This is a genomic window from Accumulibacter sp., assembly GCF_023806565.1.
Lineage (GTDB): Bacteria > Pseudomonadota > Gammaproteobacteria > Burkholderiales > Rhodocyclaceae > Accumulibacter.
The window spans coordinates 1-15,498 of sequence record NZ_JAMTDV010000097.1; the positions used below are offsets into that span (position 1 = coordinate 1).

At 64.0% G+C, this 15,498-nt stretch carries 14 protein-coding genes and 1 tRNA gene; 13 read left to right on the forward strand and 2 right to left on the reverse strand.

The annotated features are described in order from the left end of the window. Positions 1-386 precede the first annotated feature (386 nt). The gene (gene fumC, locus NFV80_RS11070; protein WP_295329424.1) at positions 387-1,787 is read left to right on the forward strand and encodes a class II fumarate hydratase; all 1,401 of its coding nucleotides are present in this window, start codon (positions 387-389) and stop codon (positions 1,785-1,787) included. Between the two features lie 3 nt (positions 1,788-1,790). Here the strand turns inward: fumC and NFV80_RS11075 are convergent, their stop codons facing one another. Together NFV80_RS11075 and mutM are read right to left on the reverse strand one after the other, a co-directional pair. Next, the gene (locus NFV80_RS11075; RefSeq protein WP_295329426.1) at positions 1,791-3,746 is read right to left on the reverse strand and encodes a dynamin family protein; all 1,956 of its coding nucleotides are present in this window, start codon (positions 3,744-3,746) and stop codon (positions 1,791-1,793) included. A 75-nt stretch (positions 3,747-3,821) separates the two neighbouring features. Continuing rightward, the gene (gene mutM / locus NFV80_RS11080) at positions 3,822-4,649 is read right to left on the reverse strand and encodes a bifunctional DNA-formamidopyrimidine glycosylase/DNA-(apurinic or apyrimidinic site) lyase (protein WP_295329428.1); all 828 of its coding nucleotides are present in this window, start codon (positions 4,647-4,649) and stop codon (positions 3,822-3,824) included. A gap of 43 nt (positions 4,650-4,692) precedes the next feature. Between mutM and NFV80_RS11085 the strand changes: the two genes are divergently transcribed. The 12 genes from NFV80_RS11085 (at position 4,693) to NFV80_RS11140 (ending at position 15,405) form a co-directional block, all read left to right on the forward strand. After that, positions 4,693-6,504: a tetratricopeptide repeat protein gene (locus tag NFV80_RS11085; protein ID WP_295329430.1), complete on the forward strand. Its 1,812-nt coding sequence runs from the start codon at positions 4,693-4,695 to the stop codon at positions 6,502-6,504. 23 nt (positions 6,505-6,527) lie between these two features. After that, positions 6,528-7,124: a lipoprotein insertase outer membrane protein LolB gene (gene lolB / locus NFV80_RS11090; RefSeq protein ID WP_295329432.1), complete on the forward strand. Its 597-nt coding sequence runs from the start codon at positions 6,528-6,530 to the stop codon at positions 7,122-7,124. Beyond that, positions 7,121-7,981, forward strand: a complete 861-nt coding sequence (ispE, locus tag NFV80_RS11095; protein ID WP_295329434.1) for a 4-(cytidine 5'-diphospho)-2-C-methyl-D-erythritol kinase — start codon at positions 7,121-7,123, stop codon at positions 7,979-7,981. The genes lolB and ispE overlap by 4 nt, the downstream gene beginning before the upstream one ends. 112 nt (positions 7,982-8,093) lie before the next feature. Further along, positions 8,094-8,170: transfer RNA gene (locus NFV80_RS11100), tRNA-Gln, on the forward strand. A gap of 89 nt (positions 8,171-8,259) precedes the next feature. Next, positions 8,260-9,210, forward strand: a complete 951-nt coding sequence (locus tag NFV80_RS11105; protein ID WP_295329436.1) for a ribose-phosphate pyrophosphokinase — start codon at positions 8,260-8,262, stop codon at positions 9,208-9,210. Between the two features lie 126 nt (positions 9,211-9,336). After that, the gene (locus NFV80_RS11110; RefSeq protein WP_295329439.1) at positions 9,337-9,945 is read left to right on the forward strand and encodes a 50S ribosomal protein L25/general stress protein Ctc; all 609 of its coding nucleotides are present in this window, start codon (positions 9,337-9,339) and stop codon (positions 9,943-9,945) included. Between the two features lie 72 nt (positions 9,946-10,017). Beyond that, complete coding sequence (gene pth / locus NFV80_RS11115) at positions 10,018-10,587, forward strand: aminoacyl-tRNA hydrolase (protein ID WP_295329440.1); 570 nt, start codon at positions 10,018-10,020, stop codon at positions 10,585-10,587. Positions 10,588-10,603: 16 nt separating this feature from the next. Continuing rightward, entirely contained in the window at positions 10,604-11,695 is a 1,092-nt protein-coding gene (ychF, locus tag NFV80_RS11120) for a redox-regulated ATPase YchF (protein ID WP_295329442.1), read from the forward strand. A gap of 97 nt (positions 11,696-11,792) precedes the next feature. After that, positions 11,793-11,990, forward strand: a complete 198-nt coding sequence (locus NFV80_RS11125; RefSeq protein WP_295329444.1) for a hypothetical protein — start codon at positions 11,793-11,795, stop codon at positions 11,988-11,990. 325 nt (positions 11,991-12,315) lie between these two features. Then, on the forward strand, positions 12,316-13,524 hold the full coding sequence (locus NFV80_RS11130) for a Fic family protein (RefSeq protein WP_295329446.1): 1,209 nt from the start codon (positions 12,316-12,318) through the stop codon (positions 13,522-13,524). Positions 13,525-13,932: 408 nt separating this feature from the next. Beyond that, entirely contained in the window at positions 13,933-14,079 is a 147-nt protein-coding gene (locus NFV80_RS11135) for a hypothetical protein (RefSeq protein WP_295329447.1), read from the forward strand. Between the two features lie 282 nt (positions 14,080-14,361). Further along, positions 14,362-15,405, forward strand: a complete 1,044-nt coding sequence (locus tag NFV80_RS11140) for a Fic family protein (RefSeq protein WP_295329449.1) — start codon at positions 14,362-14,364, stop codon at positions 15,403-15,405. Positions 15,406-15,498: the final 93 nt, after the last annotated feature.

Sequence of the window (15,498 nt, forward strand, 5' to 3'; positions counted from 1 at the left end):
GTCGTCGCCTTTCTCGGCGCGTGCCGGTCCGCCGGACCGATGCGCTGTTTCATGATCGGATCGTCGAAGCGGCGGCGATTGTGCCGGCAGCTGTGGCGATTTGTGGCGACAGTCCTGACCGTTGGTCGAGAACCCGCCCGGCCAACGCACTGTCAGATGAGGCGAAGATGACATTTTCGTTCGGCCGCTGCGCGACCCGTCGTTGCCGGAGATGGCTGCGGCAGCGATGGCGGGATGGGGGTACTGGCGCTCGCGGGACGAACGGGGGCACTGAGAGTTACTCGCGCGCAGGCGGCTTTTCCCGCGTCAACCCGCAGGCGCCAGGTTGGGAGCAAGGCGATGGCAATTTCCCCGGATGTACGTTTCGACCCGGCGCGGAGTGCACGATGAGCGACAGCCGTAGCGAACGCGACTCCTTCGGCAGCATCGAGGTGCCTGCCGAGCGCTTGTGGGGCGCGCAGACCCAGCGTTCGCTGCAATTCTTCGCGATCTCGGGCGAGCGCATGCCGCAGGAGATCGTGCATGCCTTGGCCAGCGTCAAAGCCGCCTGCGCGCGCGTCAACCGCGAGCTTGGCCTGCTCGCGCCGGACAAGGCAGCGGCGATCGCCGCCGCCGCCGAGGAGGTACTGGCCGGAAGCCACGCGCAGGAGTTCCCGCTGTCGGTGTGGCAGACGGGTTCCGGCACGCAGAGCAACATGAACCTCAACGAGGTGCTGGCCAACCGCGCATCCGAGCTTTTGGGCGGCGAGCGTGGCGAGCGGCGGCGCGTGCATGCCAACGACGAGGTCAATCTCGGGCAGTCTTCGAACGACGTGTTCCCGACGGCCATGCATGTGGCCGCGGCAATCGGTATCGTGCGCAGGCTGCTGCCGGCATTGCTGCGACTGCGCGCCACGCTCGCCGCCAAGGCCGCCGAATTTGCCGACATCGTCAAGATCGGCCGCACGCATCTGCAGGACGCGACTCCGCTGACACTGGGGCAAGAGTTCTCGGGCTACGTCGCCCAACTCGAACACGCCGAATCGCTGATTGCCAGTATCCTGTCGTCGCTCTATCCGCTGGCGATTGGCGGTACCGCCGTCGGCACCGGTCTCAATACGCACCCCGAATTCGGCGAGCGTGTCGCCGCCGACCTCGCCGCCGGCAGCGGTCTTCCCTTCGTCAGCGCCGGCAACAAGTTTGCCGCGCTGGCCGCACACGATGGGCTGGTGGCCGCGCATGGCGCCCTGAAGACGCTCGCCGTGGCGTTGATGAAGATCGCCAACGACATCCGCTGGCTGGCCTCCGGGCCGCGTTCGGGGCTGGGCGAGATCGCCCTGCCCGACAACGAACCCGGCAGTTCGATCATGCCGGGAAAGGTGAATCCGACCCAGTGCGAGGCCTTGACCATGCTCTGCTGCCAGGTGATCGCGAACGATACCGCGATCGGCATGGGTGGCGCGGCCGGCAATTTCGAACTCAACGTCTTCAAGCCGCTGATCACCCACAACTTCCAGCAGAGCGTACGCCTGCTCGCCGACGGCATGACGAGCTTCGAGGCGCACTGCGTCAGCGGCATCAGCGCCCGACGCGAGCGCATCGCCGCATTGCTCGAGCGTTCGTTGATGCTGGTGACGGCACTGGCGCCACATATCGGCTACGACCGTGCCGCCGAGATCGCCAAGCGGGCGCACCGGGACTCCAGCACCTTGCGCGAAGCGGCGCTTGCCCTGGGCTATGTCAGCAGCGAGCAGTTTGACCGCTGGGTACGGCCGGCGGTGATGGTCGGCGGCCGCAGCCCCGACTGACGGTCAGGCAGCGCTGCGCAGGTCCTCGCTGCTTACCGTTTGCCGCAGGATCTCGCGGAAATCGTTTCCGATCCGGCCGAGCGCTTCGATCTGCATCACCAGCTTGCCTTCGACGTGGACCAGTTCCTCGATCCGTTCCTCCAGCGTGTCGGTCGCCTGATGAATGCGCTTGATGCTCTCCAGCCGGCGCTTGAGCTGAATCTGGTGCTCGCGAATCTGGATCTCCATTGGTGCCATGATCGCCTTCAGCCACGACTCGGCATCGCGGTTCGCGTGTTCGAAAGTCTTGCGCACCTGGATCGCCACCTCCTCGAAAAAGCGCTGGGTGAGCTGGCTTTTTTCGTGCGTCAGCAACTGGAACATCGAGTTGATGTGAGTGTTGCACCACTGGTCGAGGCGGTCGATTTCCTTTTCGTACGTCAGCAGCGAAAAGCCGATCGGCGTACCGAGCTTGAGGCCGTGTTCGACGGCGAATTTCTTGTAGATGGCCTCCATCATGGTGATGATTTCGGCAACTTCGGCATCCGAACTCGTGAGGTTGCCGCGCGCAACCGCGAAGAACTGCTTCATCGCCTCCGAAAGTGTGCTGGAAAAGGTCGCCTTGACCATCTTTTCTCGCGTCGACGTGCTCAACAGGCGAAGCGAATCGAGTCCGAGATGGGCAAAGAGCTTGTTGGTGAGTTGCGAGAAGATGCTGCGCACCGCGTAGTAACGCTGCAGGCCGGATTCGAACTCCTCCTTTTCGCCGCGTACCTTGCCCATCATGTACTCGACGACGCCCTTGTTCTTGCCGCGTAATTCGGCGAGTTCGGTGAGCTGTTCGCGCAGTCCGGCCAGCCTCGATTCGAGCAGGCCGCGGATCCGCTGATGACAATCGGCAAACTCCGCGTCGATGCCGTCACGAACGATTTCCTGCTTGGCTGGAATCAACTCTTCGGAGAGCGCGTGTTCCAGATCCTCTAGGCGACTGCGTCGGAGCAATTCGGCATCGCCGTTGATCTTGGCGACCAGCGCCTTCTGGGCCGAAACCGGAAAGATCTGATCTTCCGGCAGGTCGAGCGTCCACGCGCAGGTGTCGACCTGCCGCGTGATCTCTGCGTCGATTTCTTCCGACGATTTGAGCTCATCCCAAAGGCTGTCGATCTTGTTGAGAACGACGATGCGTCCCTTCTTGCGACCCCCTGGCGTACCGATGTGATCGCGCCAGACGGTCAGGTCGGATTGCGTCACACCGGTGTCGGCGGCCAGTATGAAGAGCACCGCGTGGGCGTTGGGGAGCAGTGACAGGGTCAGCTCGGGTTCGGTGCCGATCGCGTTCAGGCCGGGCGTATCGAGGATCACCAGTCCCTGTGCGAGCAGCGGATGCGGAAAATTGATCACTGCGTGACGCCAGCGCGGGATCTCCACGGTACCCTGTTCATCGACGCGAAAGATCGTGGAATCGCCGTCAGTCAGCGCGAAGCCGAGCCGCTCGGCACGCGCCGCGTCGACGCGAACGACATCACTGACATGACGAAGCGCATTCTGCATGCCATCGGCCGAACCGGGGTCGATCGGGATGAACTCCCACTCGTCGGGAAAGCGCTTGTATTCGCCGATGCTCGAATTCGATTCCCGGGTCTCGATCGGCAGCAGCTCGATCGACGGCGGCTTCGAGCGATCGTACATCAGCTCGGTCGGACACATCGTCGTGCGACCGGCGGTCGACGGGAGAATCCGGTTCCCGTAACCGGCGAAAAATATGGCGTTGATCAGTTCCGACTTGCCACGCGAAAACTCGGCGACGAATGCCACGTGCAGGCGATCCTCGCGCAGCTTCTCCAGCAGGTGGGCGATGCGACGGTCCGTCTGCGCGTCGGTCAGTTCGTGCTCGACCAGCCAGGCAGCGAACGCATCGAGGACTCCGGAGATGCGGCTGCGCCATTCGCTGTAGGCGGCAAAATGTTGGGCAAGCGTCATGGTAGGTTCCGGCACAAGGCAGAGGTTTTCACTCTAACACAAAGTCTCATTCAATCAGCGACATGGGGTTTGGCGTCAACGCTGGCAGCGCGGACAGTAAAAAGTCGATCGCCCCGCTTGGCGAATGACGCGCACTTTCCCGGCGCAAACCGGACACGGCTCGCCAGCGCGACCATAGACGGCGCAGGCGAGCTGGAAGCATCCGGCGCCGCCATCGCTATGCACGTAGTCACGCACACTGCTGCCGCCGGCGGCAATCGAAGCCGTCAGCGTCGAGCGGATGGCGCTTGCCAGCAGCCCGCAGCGCTGGCGACTGATGCGGTTGCCGGCGCGCAGCGGGGAAACTCTGGCCAGATGCAGGCTTTCGGCAGCATAGATATTGCCGATGCCGACGACCAGCCGGCTGTCCATCAACAAGGGCTTGATCGGCGCGTGGCGCTGGCGCGTCGCCGCGTACAGCCAGTTGCCGTCGAACGCGTCGGACAGCGGTTCGATCCCCAGATGGGCGAGTGCCGGATGTCGGTCGACGTCGGGTCCTTCGTGCCAGAGCAGCGCTCCGAAGCGGCGCGGGTCGCGAAGACGGAGGACGGTTGCGGCAAACAGCAGGTCGACATGGTCGTGTTTCTGTGCCGGTGTCGCCGGCGGTACGAGTCGCAAACTGCCCGACATGCCGAGATGAATGAGCAGCCAGCCGCCACCGCCGCCACTCTGGCAGTCGATCAGCAGGTACTTGCCGCGCCGCCGGATGCCATCGACCTGCAGACCGGTCAGCCGTGCATCGAGCCCGGCGGGAATCTCATGACGCAGGCTCGGCGTGCGCACGACGACGCCGACGATCGATTGTCCGGAAAGGTAAGGAAGCAGTCCTTGCCGGCTTACTTCAACTTCCGGGAGTTCTGGCATTGCCGCTGCCGCGAAAAGTCCATAACATGCGCAAGAAACAATTATGAAGCATAGTCCCCGTCAGTTCCTGCAACTGTTTGCCGCAGGCAAGGAAATCATGAGACCGATCCAGCACACTTTCCTCTGCGTTGCTCTGGCGCTCGCTTTCGGCATGCCGGCGCTGGCCGCCGGAGACTTGGCCGCCGGCAAGCAGCGCAAGTCCACCGTGCGCGAGCTCAAACGAGTTGCGCCGGAGTCCGTCGCGCCGAGCCTGGACGACAAGGACTACCAGGAGTTGAGCGCACAGGTGGTCTATCAACTGCTCCTCGCCGAAGTTGCCCTGCAACGGGGCCGGAGCGAGTTCGCCAGCCAGGCGTACGCCGACCTGGCCGTGCGCACCCGCGACCCCGGAGTCCTGGCGCGGGCGATCGAGGTGGCCGGCTATGCGCGCCGTTTCGATCGAGTGCTCGAACTCGCGCGTCTGTGGGTTCAGGTCGAGCCCGATTCCAAGCGTGCGCAGCAGGTCCTGGTCGGCGTGCTGATCATGTCCAATCAGCTCGACGGCCTGGCGCCGCTGTTGATCCGCATGCTGGAAGCGGACAAGGAGGCCTTGCCCGCAAACCTCATGGCGCTCAACCGGATGTTCGCCCGCAGCCCGGATCGTCAGGGGGTTCTGCAACTGATCGCCAAGGTCTGCGCACCCTTCCTCGACCTGCCCGAGGCGCACTATGCGATCGCTCTCGCCGCGAGTTCCGCCGGCGACAACGTGCGTGCGCTGGCCGAAGCGCGCAGGGCTCTGGAGCTGCGCCCCGATTGGGAAGCGGGGGCCTTGCTGGAAGCGCAGATCATCGGCCAGAAGTCGACCGCCGAGGCGATCGCCTCGCTGCGACGCTTTGTCGAGCGCAATCCCAAGGCACGTGAAGTGCAACTGAGCCTGGCACGCGCGCTGGTTGCCGAGAAACGTTATGGCGAAGCCAAACGGCAGTTCGAGCAGTTGCTGCAAGCGTACCCGAACAATCCAGAAGTCGTTTTTCCGGTGGCCATCCTGGCCCTGCAGGAAGACGATCGGGTGCTCGCCGAAACCCAGTTGAAGCACCTGGTGACCCTGGATATTCCCGACAAGAGTGCGCCCTATTATTACCTCGGTCAGATTGCCGAGGAGAGCAAGCGCAACGACGAAGCGATCCGCTATTACGGGCAGGTCGGTGCCGGCGAACATTACCTGCCGGCGCAGGTTCGCAGCGCCGGCATTCTGGCCGGTCAGGGCAAGCTCGACGAAGCGAGAAAAGACCTGCATGCGGCGGCCGAGAAGAACCCGCAACTGCGCGTCCAGTTGACGATTGCAGAAGCAGCCCTGCTGCGCGACGCCAGGCGGACGACCGAGGCGTTCGATCTGCTCGACCGGGAGCTTGCCGAGGAACCGGAACAACCCGAGTTGCTCTACGAGTCCGCGCTGCTGGCCGAAAGGCTGGGCCGCATCGAGGTGATGGAAAAGCGCCTGCGCCGGCTGATCGAACTGCAGCCCGACAGCGCGCAGGCGTACAACGCGCTCGGTTACTCGTACGCGGATCGCAACATGCGGCTGCCCGAGGCGCGGCAACTGGTTGAAAAGGCGCTGCAACTGGCGCCCAACGATCCCTTCATTCTCGACAGCATGGGCTGGGTGCTCTATCGCCAGGGGGATCTCGAAGGGGCATTGACGCAGTTGCAGCGCGCCAATTCCCTGCGCGCCGATCCGGAGATTGCGGCGCACACGGCCGAGGTTCTGTGGATGCTCGGTCGCAGGAACGAGGCGCAGCGAATCCTGCTCGAAGCGCAGAAGAAGGATCCGTCAAATGAACAGTTGCGGGACGCGCTGAAGAAGTTTTCGCCCTGACCGGGCGCCAGCCGGTTTGCCGCTTGACGCACCCTCGCCAATTCCTGCTGACGCTGCTTGCCATGCTCTGGCTCGCTGCCTGCAGCTCGCTCCCATCCGCCAGCGGGCCGCCACTCGCCGGCGGGCGCGAGAGCCTGCAGGCGTTCTTGCTGAGCGGTCGCTTTTCCTTGCGATTTGAAGGCAGGAGTTACGTCGGACACCTCGACTGGCGTCATGACGGTGACGGCGACGAGCTTCTCCTGTCCTCGCCTTTCGGACAGAGCGTCGCCGAAATCGTCAGCGATGCCAGCGGCGCCCGTCTCATTGGCAGCGACGGCAGTTCGCGCACGGCAGCGACCGCCGACGAACTGCTGCAGTCGGTGCTCGCCTGTCCCCTGCCTCTGAGCAAGCTGCTGGGCTGGCTGCAGGGCGGCGATCCGAATGCGACCGCCATTACCCTCGACGCGCTCGGTCGCCCGCTGCACCTGCGCCATGAAGACTGGCGAATCGACTACGAGTACGACAGCGCCGATCCGCGGGCGCTGCCCGGCCGCCTTTTCGTGGAACGCGAAAGCGGCTTCAGCCTGCGCCTGCGCATCGACGCGTGGCAGGCGCTGCCGACTCCGGAAAGCGCCCCATGAGCAAGGACAGCGAGCACTGGGACTGGCACAGCGTCTATCCGGCGCCGGCCAAGCTCAACCTCTTCCTGCACGTCGTCGGCCGCCGCGCCGATGGCTATCATCTCCTGCAAACCGTCTTTCGTTTTCTCGAACGAGGCGATCGCCTGCGCTTTTCCCCGCGCGCCGACCGATCGATACGTCTCGCGACGCCGCTGGCCGGCGTGCCGCCGGAACACGATCTGACGGTTCGCGCCGCGTGCCTGCTGCAAGCCGAAGCGGCTTGCCCGCAAGGGGTCGACATTCACCTCGACAAGTGTCTGCCGCTCGGCGGTGGCCTCGGCGGCGGCAGTTCGGACGCGGCAACCGTCCTGCTCGCGCTCAATCACCTCTGGCAACTGCGCCTGCCGCGTCGGCGCCTGCAGGAGATCGGACTTGCTCTTGGCGCCGATGTGCCGGTCTTCGTATTCGGGCAGAACGCTTTCGCCGAAGGGGTCGGCGAGACGCTGCAGGCTGTCGATCTGCCGCCATGCTGCTACCTCGTCCTCGAGCCGCCGGTGCAGGTGCCGACGGCGGCGATCTTCGGCGCGCCGGAACTCAGGCGCGATACTCCGGCCATCGCGCCGCAGGCGTGGCATCCGGGGTTTGGCGCCAACGACCTCGAAGCCGTCGCCTGCGCCCGCTTTCCGTCGATCGCCGAGCATCTCGCCTGCCTGTCGGCTTTCGCTCCGGCGCGCATGAGCGGCTCCGGCGCCTGCGTCTTCGCCGAGTTCGCCAACCGCGCCGACGCCGACGCCGCGCTCTCCCGCCTGAGTGACCGCATGCGCGGCTGGGCGGCGGCGGGGCTGGACCGACATCCGCTGTTCGCCCTCGCCGACTGAGCCACGTTCGCCGATCCCCGGAGCAGCGTGACCAGCAAACGCGCTGGCTTTTTTGACGAAGCGCCGGTATAATGCGCCGCTCGTTCGCCAGCCTGGCGATGCGAGCGACCGCTGGGGAGTCGCCAAGTTGGTCAAGGCACCGGATTTTGATTCCGGCATTCGAAGGTTCGAATCCTTCTTCCCCAGCCATTTCATATCTGTCGAAACGGGCAGGGCGCCTTACCTGCCCGTCTTGCTTTGTAAGGCGCCGCCGCGTCCGGCGCCACGGGAAGTCCACCATGGCCTATGACAGCCTGATGGTTTTTACCGGCAACGCCAACCCAGCGCTGGCTGCCGACGTCGTCAAGCGCCTCAACATCTCGCTCGGCCGCGCCCATGTCGGCCGCTTCTCGGACGGCGAGATCAGCGTCGAAATCCAGGAACACGTGCGCGGGATGGACGTCTTCATTCTGCAATCGACCTGCGCGCCGACCAACGAAAACCTGATGGAACTGCTGGTGATGGTGGATGCGCTCAAGCGCGCCTCGGCCGCCCGCATTACCGCCGCCATCCCGTATTTCGGTTACGCCCGGCAGGATCGCCGCGTGCGCTCGGCGCGCGTGCCGATCGCCGCCAAACTGGTCGCCGACCTGCTGACCGCGGCCGGCGTGCACCGCGTCCTGACGATGGATCTCCACACCGAGCAGATCCAGGGTTTCTTCAACATCCCGGTGGACAACATCTATTCGCTGCCGATCATGCTCGGCGACGTCTGGAAACGCAATTTCGATCATCTGATGGTGGTGTCTCCCGACGTCGGCGGTGTGGTGCGCGCGCGCGCGCTGGCCAAGCGTCTCGAGTGCGACCTGGCGATCATCGACAAACGGCGCCCGAAAGCCAACGTCTCCGAGGTGATGAACATCATCGGCGAGGTCGACGGGCGCACCTGCGTGATCATGGACGACCTGGTCGATACTGCCGGCACCCTGTGCAAGGCGGCAACCGCGTTGAAGGAGCATGGCGCCCGGCAAGTGCTTTCCTACTGCGTGCATCCGGTGCTTTCCGGGCATGCCGTCGACCGCATCAACGCCTCCGATCTCGATGAACTGGTCGTCACCGACACCATTCCGCTGCGCGAGGACGCGCTGCGCTCGCCGCGCATCCGTCAGTTGTCGGTCGCCGAAGTGATGGCCGAAACGATTCGCCGGATCAGCAACGAGGATTCCGTTTCGTCTCTGTTCATCGAGTAGGGTATCTGACCGACCTTCTCGTGGAGACGAGCGGCTTGTGCGTCGCCGCCGCAACTTTCACGACAGGCGATTTCTCAACCCCCCGCCTGGTCGCGGGCGGGGTTTGCAGCCAACCAGGAGCCATCCATGAAGTTTCAATTCGAAGCGCGCAAGCGCACCCTGCAGGGGTCCGGAGCGAGCCGCCGCCTGCGTCGCGCCAATCGCGTACCGGCCATCGTTTACGGTGGCTCGGCCGCCCCCGAGCTGATCGACATCGATCACAACGAAATCCTGCTCAATCTGCGCAAGGAAGCGTTTCACTCTTCCGTGCTGAGCCTGAGTATCGACGGTGTGCCGCAAAGCGTCGTGCTGCGCGACGCGCAGACCCATCCGTGGAAGCCGCTGGTCCTGCACTGCGACTTCCAGCGCGTGGACGCGACGCACGCCATCCACCAGCGTGTGCCGCTGCACTTCGTCAATGCCGACATCGCTCCGGGTGTCAAGTTTGGCGGTGGTCACGTCGCGCACGCCCACAATGACGTCGAAGTGACCTGCCTGCCGCAGGATCTGCCGGCGTTCATCGAGGTCGACCTCCAGAACCTCCAGGCCGGCCACTCAATCCACGCTTCCGAGCTCGCTTTCCCGCCCGGAGTGTCGCCGGTGCTGCACGGCGAGGATTACGTCGTGGTCTCGATCCCGGCAAGGAAGGGCGCCGGCGAGTCGGATGAGGCCGAGGGAGGCGCGGCAGCCGCTTAAGTTCGCGGTCGCTGCAAGGCCGCCACTGGGCTGCCGATACCGGCGACGGCCTTTGTTCGCACGAACGATCCCATGTCTGCGCCCCGCCTGATCGTCGGCCTTGGCAACCCGGGTGCCGAGTACGAGGACAACCGGCACAATGTCGGGTTCTGGTTCATCGACCAGCTCGCACGGCAACTCGCGGTCTCCCTGGTACCCCAGGGCAAGTTCTTCGGCCGCGTTGCGCGCGCCGGCGACCGCTGGCTGTTGCAGCCGATGACCTACATGAACCTTTCCGGGCAGGCCGTCGCAGCGCTCGCCCGCTTCTACCGCATCGCCGCCGAAGAAACGCTGGTCGTGCACGACGAACTCGATCTGCCGCCGGGCAGCATCCGTCTCAAACAGGGCGGCGGCAACGGCGGCCACAACGGCCTGAAAGACATCCAGGCGCGTCTGGCGACGCCGGATTTCTGGCGGTTGCGCCTCGGCATCGGTCATCCCGGCGAGCGTGCCGCGGTGGTCAATCACGTACTGCGCGCGCCGCGGCGTGAGGAGCACGAGTTGATCGGCACCGCCATCGACCGCTGCCTGCTCGCCTGGCCACTGCTCGCAGCCGGCGACTACGCCGCGGCGCAACGCCAACTGCACCCGAAGACCGCCTGACGAGGGAAATCCCGAGATGAGCCTGCAATGTGGAATCGTCGGACTGCCGAATGTAGGCAAGTCCACGCTGTTCAATGCCCTGACCAAGGCGGGAATCTCCGCCGAAAACTACCCGTTCTGCACCATCGAACCGAACGTCGGCATCGTCGAGGTGCCCGATCCGCGTCTGCAGCAGATCGCCGCGATCGTCCGGCCGCAGCGAGTTCAGCCGGCGATCGTCGAGTTCGTCGATATTGCCGGGCTGGTCGCCGGCGCCTCGAAAGGCGAAGGCCTCGGCAACCAGTTTCTGGCCAACATCCGCGAAACCGATGCAATCGTCAGCGTCGTGCGCTGCTTCGACGACGACAACGTGGTGCACGTCTCGGGGCGAGTCGATCCGCTCGCCGACATCGAAACGATCCTCACCGAACTGGCGCTCGCCGATCTCGCCGCAGTCGAACGTACGCTCAACCGCGAGGGCAAGAAGGCGCGCGCCGGCGACAAGGAAGCGCAGAAGCTGGTCGGCATTCTCGAACGCCTGTTGCCGCATCTCGACCAGGGCAGGCCGGCGCGCACCCTGACCCTGTCCGGCGAGGAACGGGCGCTGCTCAAGCCGCTGTGCCTGCTGACCATCAAGCCGACGATGTACGTCGCCAACGTGCTCGAAAATGGCTTCGAGAACAACCCGCACCTCGATCGCCTGCGAAAGTACGCGGCGGCCGAGGGTGCACCGGTGGTTGCCCTGTGCGCCAAGATCGAGGCCGAGCTCGCCGATCTCGACGAGGAGGACAAGGCGCTTTTCCTCGCCGACCTCGGCCTCGAAGAGCCCGGTCTCAATCGCCTGATCCGCGCCGCCTACCAGTTGCTCGGTCTGCAGACCTACTTCACTGCTGGAGTCAAGGAAGTGCGCGCGTGGACGATCCACGTCGGCGATACCGCTCCACAGGCCGCCGGCGTCATCCACACCGACTTCGAACGCGGCTTCATCCGCGCCCAGACGATTGCTCTCGCCGACTTTCTTGCCTGCAAGGGCGAGCAGGGCGCCAGGGAAGCGGGAAAAATGCGTGCCGAGGGCAAGGAATACGTCGTCAAGGACGGCGACGTGATGAACTTCCTGTTCAATGTCTGAGCCCGCGCAAGTGGGATCATGGCGTCCCATGGCGTCCCATGGCGTCCCATGGCAGCCCAGAAAGCCCCGTAAGTTTGTGTGATTACGGGGTTATTTCTTGGCGGCGGCATTCCTGACCGTGGTCATCCTGCACGAGGCCATTGGCGTGGTGCTGTTCGCGCCGGCGGCGGTGGCGTACCTGCTTGCGGCAGGGCTTGGGCGGGCCATCATCGCGCGAGCGCGGTTGGCTGCCCCGGTGGACTGGGCCATCGGCGCCGCAAGCTGGGGAAACTGCCCGATGCCTGGTCGCAGCTGATTGAAGACTTCCAGCGCGGACTGGACCGTCCGTAATCACCATGATCGAGAGCGCCCGCCAGCAGCCAACGATCGGCGTGCTCGACCGATCGGCCAGTGCGCTGGAGCTTTCGCTGGGTGAGTTCTTCCAAAAGTGGATGATCGCTGTCAGACGGAGTTGAAGACTGCTGGCCGCCTCGAACATCCCGGAGAAAGCCACGGCTGATCGCAAGCGCGATCAACCGCCGCCCCTCAGACCAACACGCGTGCGGTGAATACACCCACATTCACCGCCTCAAGTGCGGTGAAAACTTGCCTCCGCGGCGAATGAGGCCCACAATCACCGCATGAACAGCGGCGATTACCTCTACATCTGGCAGGCGCCTGACTGGCCTCACTGGTGCTATGACCTCTCCGCACTGGCGGAGCCCATGGCGCAGGTCAGCCGTGCCCAGGGATTGCTGCTGGGCCGGCTGGCGGATGTGGGGCTGGGTCTGCGCGACGAAGCCAGTCTGGCTGCCCTGACAGACGATGTCCTCAAGACCAGCGAGATCGAGGGCGAGCACCTGAATGTGGCTTCCGTGCGCTCTTCCATCGCCCGTCGATTGGGGGTGGACATCGGCTCGCTGGCGCCCGTCGACCGGCACGTCGAGGGTATGGTGGAGATGGTGTTGGACGCGACCACGCAGCATGCCAAACCCCTCACGCCCAAACGCCTCCTTGCATGGCACGCAGCACTGTTTCCTGCGGGCTACTCCGGCCTCACCAGGATCACCCCGGGCGCATGGCGAGATGATGTCCACGGCGCCATGCAGGTGGTGTCCGGCCCGATGACTCGCCAGCGGGTGCACTTCGAGGCGCCACCGGCTGATCGCCTGACGTCGGAACTGAGCCTCTTCCTACGCTGGCTGAATGACCCGACGCCCAACGACCCGGCACTGATCCGCGCGGGGCTGGGGCACCTGTGGTTCGTGACGCTGCACCCTTTCGATGATGGGAATGGCCGCATCGCACGTGCCGTGGGTGACCTGCTGCTGGCACGCGCCGACGGCAGCCCTCAGCGCTTCTACAGCCTGTCTGCGCAGATCCAGCGCGAGCGCAAAGCCTATTATGACATCCTGGAGCGCACGCAAAAGGGCTCGATGGATGTGACCGAATGGCTGCGCTGGTTCCTCGACATGCTCAGCCAAGCCCTGGCCCAAGCACATGGTGTACTGGATGCCGTGCTGTTCAAGGCGCGGTTCTGGCAAGGGCTGCAAGGTACCGCGCTGAATGAACGGCAGGTCAAGGTATTGAACCGACTGCTGGACGGCTTCGAGGGCAAGCTCACCAACGGCAAATGGGCGGTGCTGGCCAAGTGCTCGTCGGACACCGCGCTGCGAGACATCAGCGACCTGATCGAGCGGGGGATCTTGCTCAGAACTGCGGCTCGCGGGCGCAGCACGAGCTATGAGCTGAAGCCTCTTTCAGAGGCATCCCATGCCCCGTCGAACGCTGGACGCTACGGCGTAGGACCGGCAACATCCCCACCTTGTCCTGTACTCGGATCGTCCTGATAAAGCGGCCTGATGGACTCGACGTACTCAGCCCGATCTCAAACGACTACAAATCTGAGTACGTTTTCTGTGAGTAGCGCAAATTGCCTTTGAAGATCAGAGCTTTAACGCCGATCTTCTGGTTCAACGTCTGAGCCCGCGCAAGTGGGATCATGGCGGCCCATACCAGCCCAGAAAAACCCCGTAAGTTCCTGCGATTACGGGGTTATTTCTTGGCGGCGGCATTCCTGACCGTGGTCATCCTGCACGAGGCCATAGGCGTGGTGCTGTTCGCGCTGGCGGCGGTGGCGTACTTGCTTGCGACAGGGCTTGGGCGGGCCATCATCGCACAGGGCGGTTGGCTGCCCCGGTGGACTGGGCCATCGACGCCGAGTCACAGCGGACGAACCGATTTGCGCGCACGCTGCAATGACCATCCGCATGGGCAATCAGGCCAGCTTGGCTTCGCGGGAGATGCTGCTCATCGAGCGCGACCCCGTCGACATCGTGTCGTTCACCGAGCTGCAGATTCTGGTGCAGCGACACCGCGCCGAAATGCAGGGTGAGTCGCGCTAAGCCCAGTTCCTGCGCTGGCTGATGGAAAGGGAAGGGAACCGGCTGGCGTCGTCGGACCGCGGCGAGCGCGAACTGCTTGGACCCAGCCGTGACCGCCTTGCCGGGTTCGCTTCGGGAAGAGTCGCACTGGCCCATCCGGCAGCCGAAAAATGAGTGTAAATGGGTTTGAAATTGAGCATCATCGCTCGCGGCATACCCAGTCCTGCAAGCGCGGGGAGCCGACAATCCATGCAAGATCACTTTCTGCCAAAATGGGCGTAAATGGATGTAGTATTGGACGCCATGATTCAGTCCAGCACCGTCCAGATCACTCCCGAAGTCCTGGGCCTGATCGCCGACATCGATGAGTTCAAGGGTGCCTGGCGTGCGCTCGGCACGCTGGCGCCGGATCGACTGTCGGCGCTGCGGCGCGTGGCCACGATCGAGAGCATCGGCTCGTCCACCCGCATCGAGGGGAGCAAGCTGTCGGACCGCGAGGTTGAGTGCCTGCTCTCCAATCTGCAGATCAGGTCGTCTACCACGCGCGACGAACAGGAGGTTGCCGGCTACGCGGAGGTCATGGAGCTGGTGTTCGTCTCTTGGCAGGACATCACCCTGACCGAGAATCATATCAAGCAACTGCACCGCGATCTGCTGGCCTACAGCGAGAAGGACGCCTGGCACCGGGGCAACTACAAGACCTCGTCCAACAGCGTGGTCGCATTCGGCGAAGGCGGCAAGGAACTCGGCGTGGTGTTTGAGACCGCGGCACCCTTCGACACGCCGCGTCTGATGACCGAACTGGTGACCTGGTTCAACGAGGAGAGAATCAACCGCAGGCTTCATCCGCTGTTGCTCATCGGCCTCTGGGTCGTGGTGTTCCTGGAGATTCACCCTTTCCAGGATGGCAACGGCCGCCTGAGCCGCGTGCTGACCACCTTGCTGCTGCTGCAAACCGGCTATGCCTACGTACCTTACAGCTCGCTCGAAAGTGTGACCGAGGAGAGCAAGGAAGCCTACTACCGTGCCTTGCGGCAAACCCAGGGCACCATCCGGACCGAAACACCAGACTGGCACCCCTGGCTGATCTTCTTTTTGCGCGCATTGGCAGAGCAAGTGCGCCGGCTCAGCCGCAAGGTCGAGCGCGAAAAGTTGGTGCTTGCCGCACTACCCGAACTGTCGCTGCAGATCGTCGAGTTCGTGCGGGAGCATGGGCGCATCACGATGGGGGATGCGATTCGACTCACAGGGAGTAATCGCAACACACTCAAGCAGCATTTTCGGGCCTTGGTGGTTCGCCGACACCTTACGCAGTACGGGGCCGGTAGAGGCGTCTGGTACGGGTGATGTCTGTGCGACCGGATCTGCGAGTCCTGCGTTCAATGGCGGATAACCAAGAGAGAAGGTATGCCCGTTCCCATAATTGATCTCTTTGCTGGT

What these genes read in the sequence shown, in the direction of transcription:
- NFV80_RS11085 (WP_295329430.1), top strand. Translation starts at nt 4,693, where the DNA reads ATGAAGCATAGTCCCCGTCAGTTCCTGCAACTGTTTGCCGCAGGCAAG.
- pth (WP_295329440.1), top strand. Translation starts at nt 10,018, where the DNA reads ATGTCTGCGCCCCGCCTGATCGTCGGCCTTGGCAACCCGGGTGCCGAG.
- ispE (WP_295329434.1), top strand. Translation starts at nt 7,121, where the DNA reads ATGAGCAAGGACAGCGAGCACTGGGACTGGCACAGCGTCTATCCGGCG.
- NFV80_RS11075 (WP_295329426.1), bottom strand. Translation starts at nt 3,746, where the DNA reads ATGACGCTTGCCCAACATTTTGCCGCCTACAGCGAATGGCGCAGCCGC.
- NFV80_RS11130 (WP_295329446.1), top strand. Translation starts at nt 12,316, where the DNA reads ATGAACAGCGGCGATTACCTCTACATCTGGCAGGCGCCTGACTGGCCT.
- NFV80_RS11110 (WP_295329439.1), top strand. Translation starts at nt 9,337, where the DNA reads ATGAAGTTTCAATTCGAAGCGCGCAAGCGCACCCTGCAGGGGTCCGGA.
- NFV80_RS11105 (WP_295329436.1), top strand. Translation starts at nt 8,260, where the DNA reads ATGGCCTATGACAGCCTGATGGTTTTTACCGGCAACGCCAACCCAGCG.
- NFV80_RS11135 (WP_295329447.1), top strand. Translation starts at nt 13,933, where the DNA reads ATGACCATCCGCATGGGCAATCAGGCCAGCTTGGCTTCGCGGGAGATG.
- ychF (WP_295329442.1), top strand. Translation starts at nt 10,604, where the DNA reads ATGAGCCTGCAATGTGGAATCGTCGGACTGCCGAATGTAGGCAAGTCC.
- NFV80_RS11140 (WP_295329449.1), top strand. Translation starts at nt 14,362, where the DNA reads ATGATTCAGTCCAGCACCGTCCAGATCACTCCCGAAGTCCTGGGCCTG.
- fumC (WP_295329424.1), top strand. Translation starts at nt 387, where the DNA reads ATGAGCGACAGCCGTAGCGAACGCGACTCCTTCGGCAGCATCGAGGTG.
- mutM (WP_295329428.1), bottom strand. Translation starts at nt 4,649, where the DNA reads ATGCCAGAACTCCCGGAAGTTGAAGTAAGCCGGCAAGGACTGCTTCCT.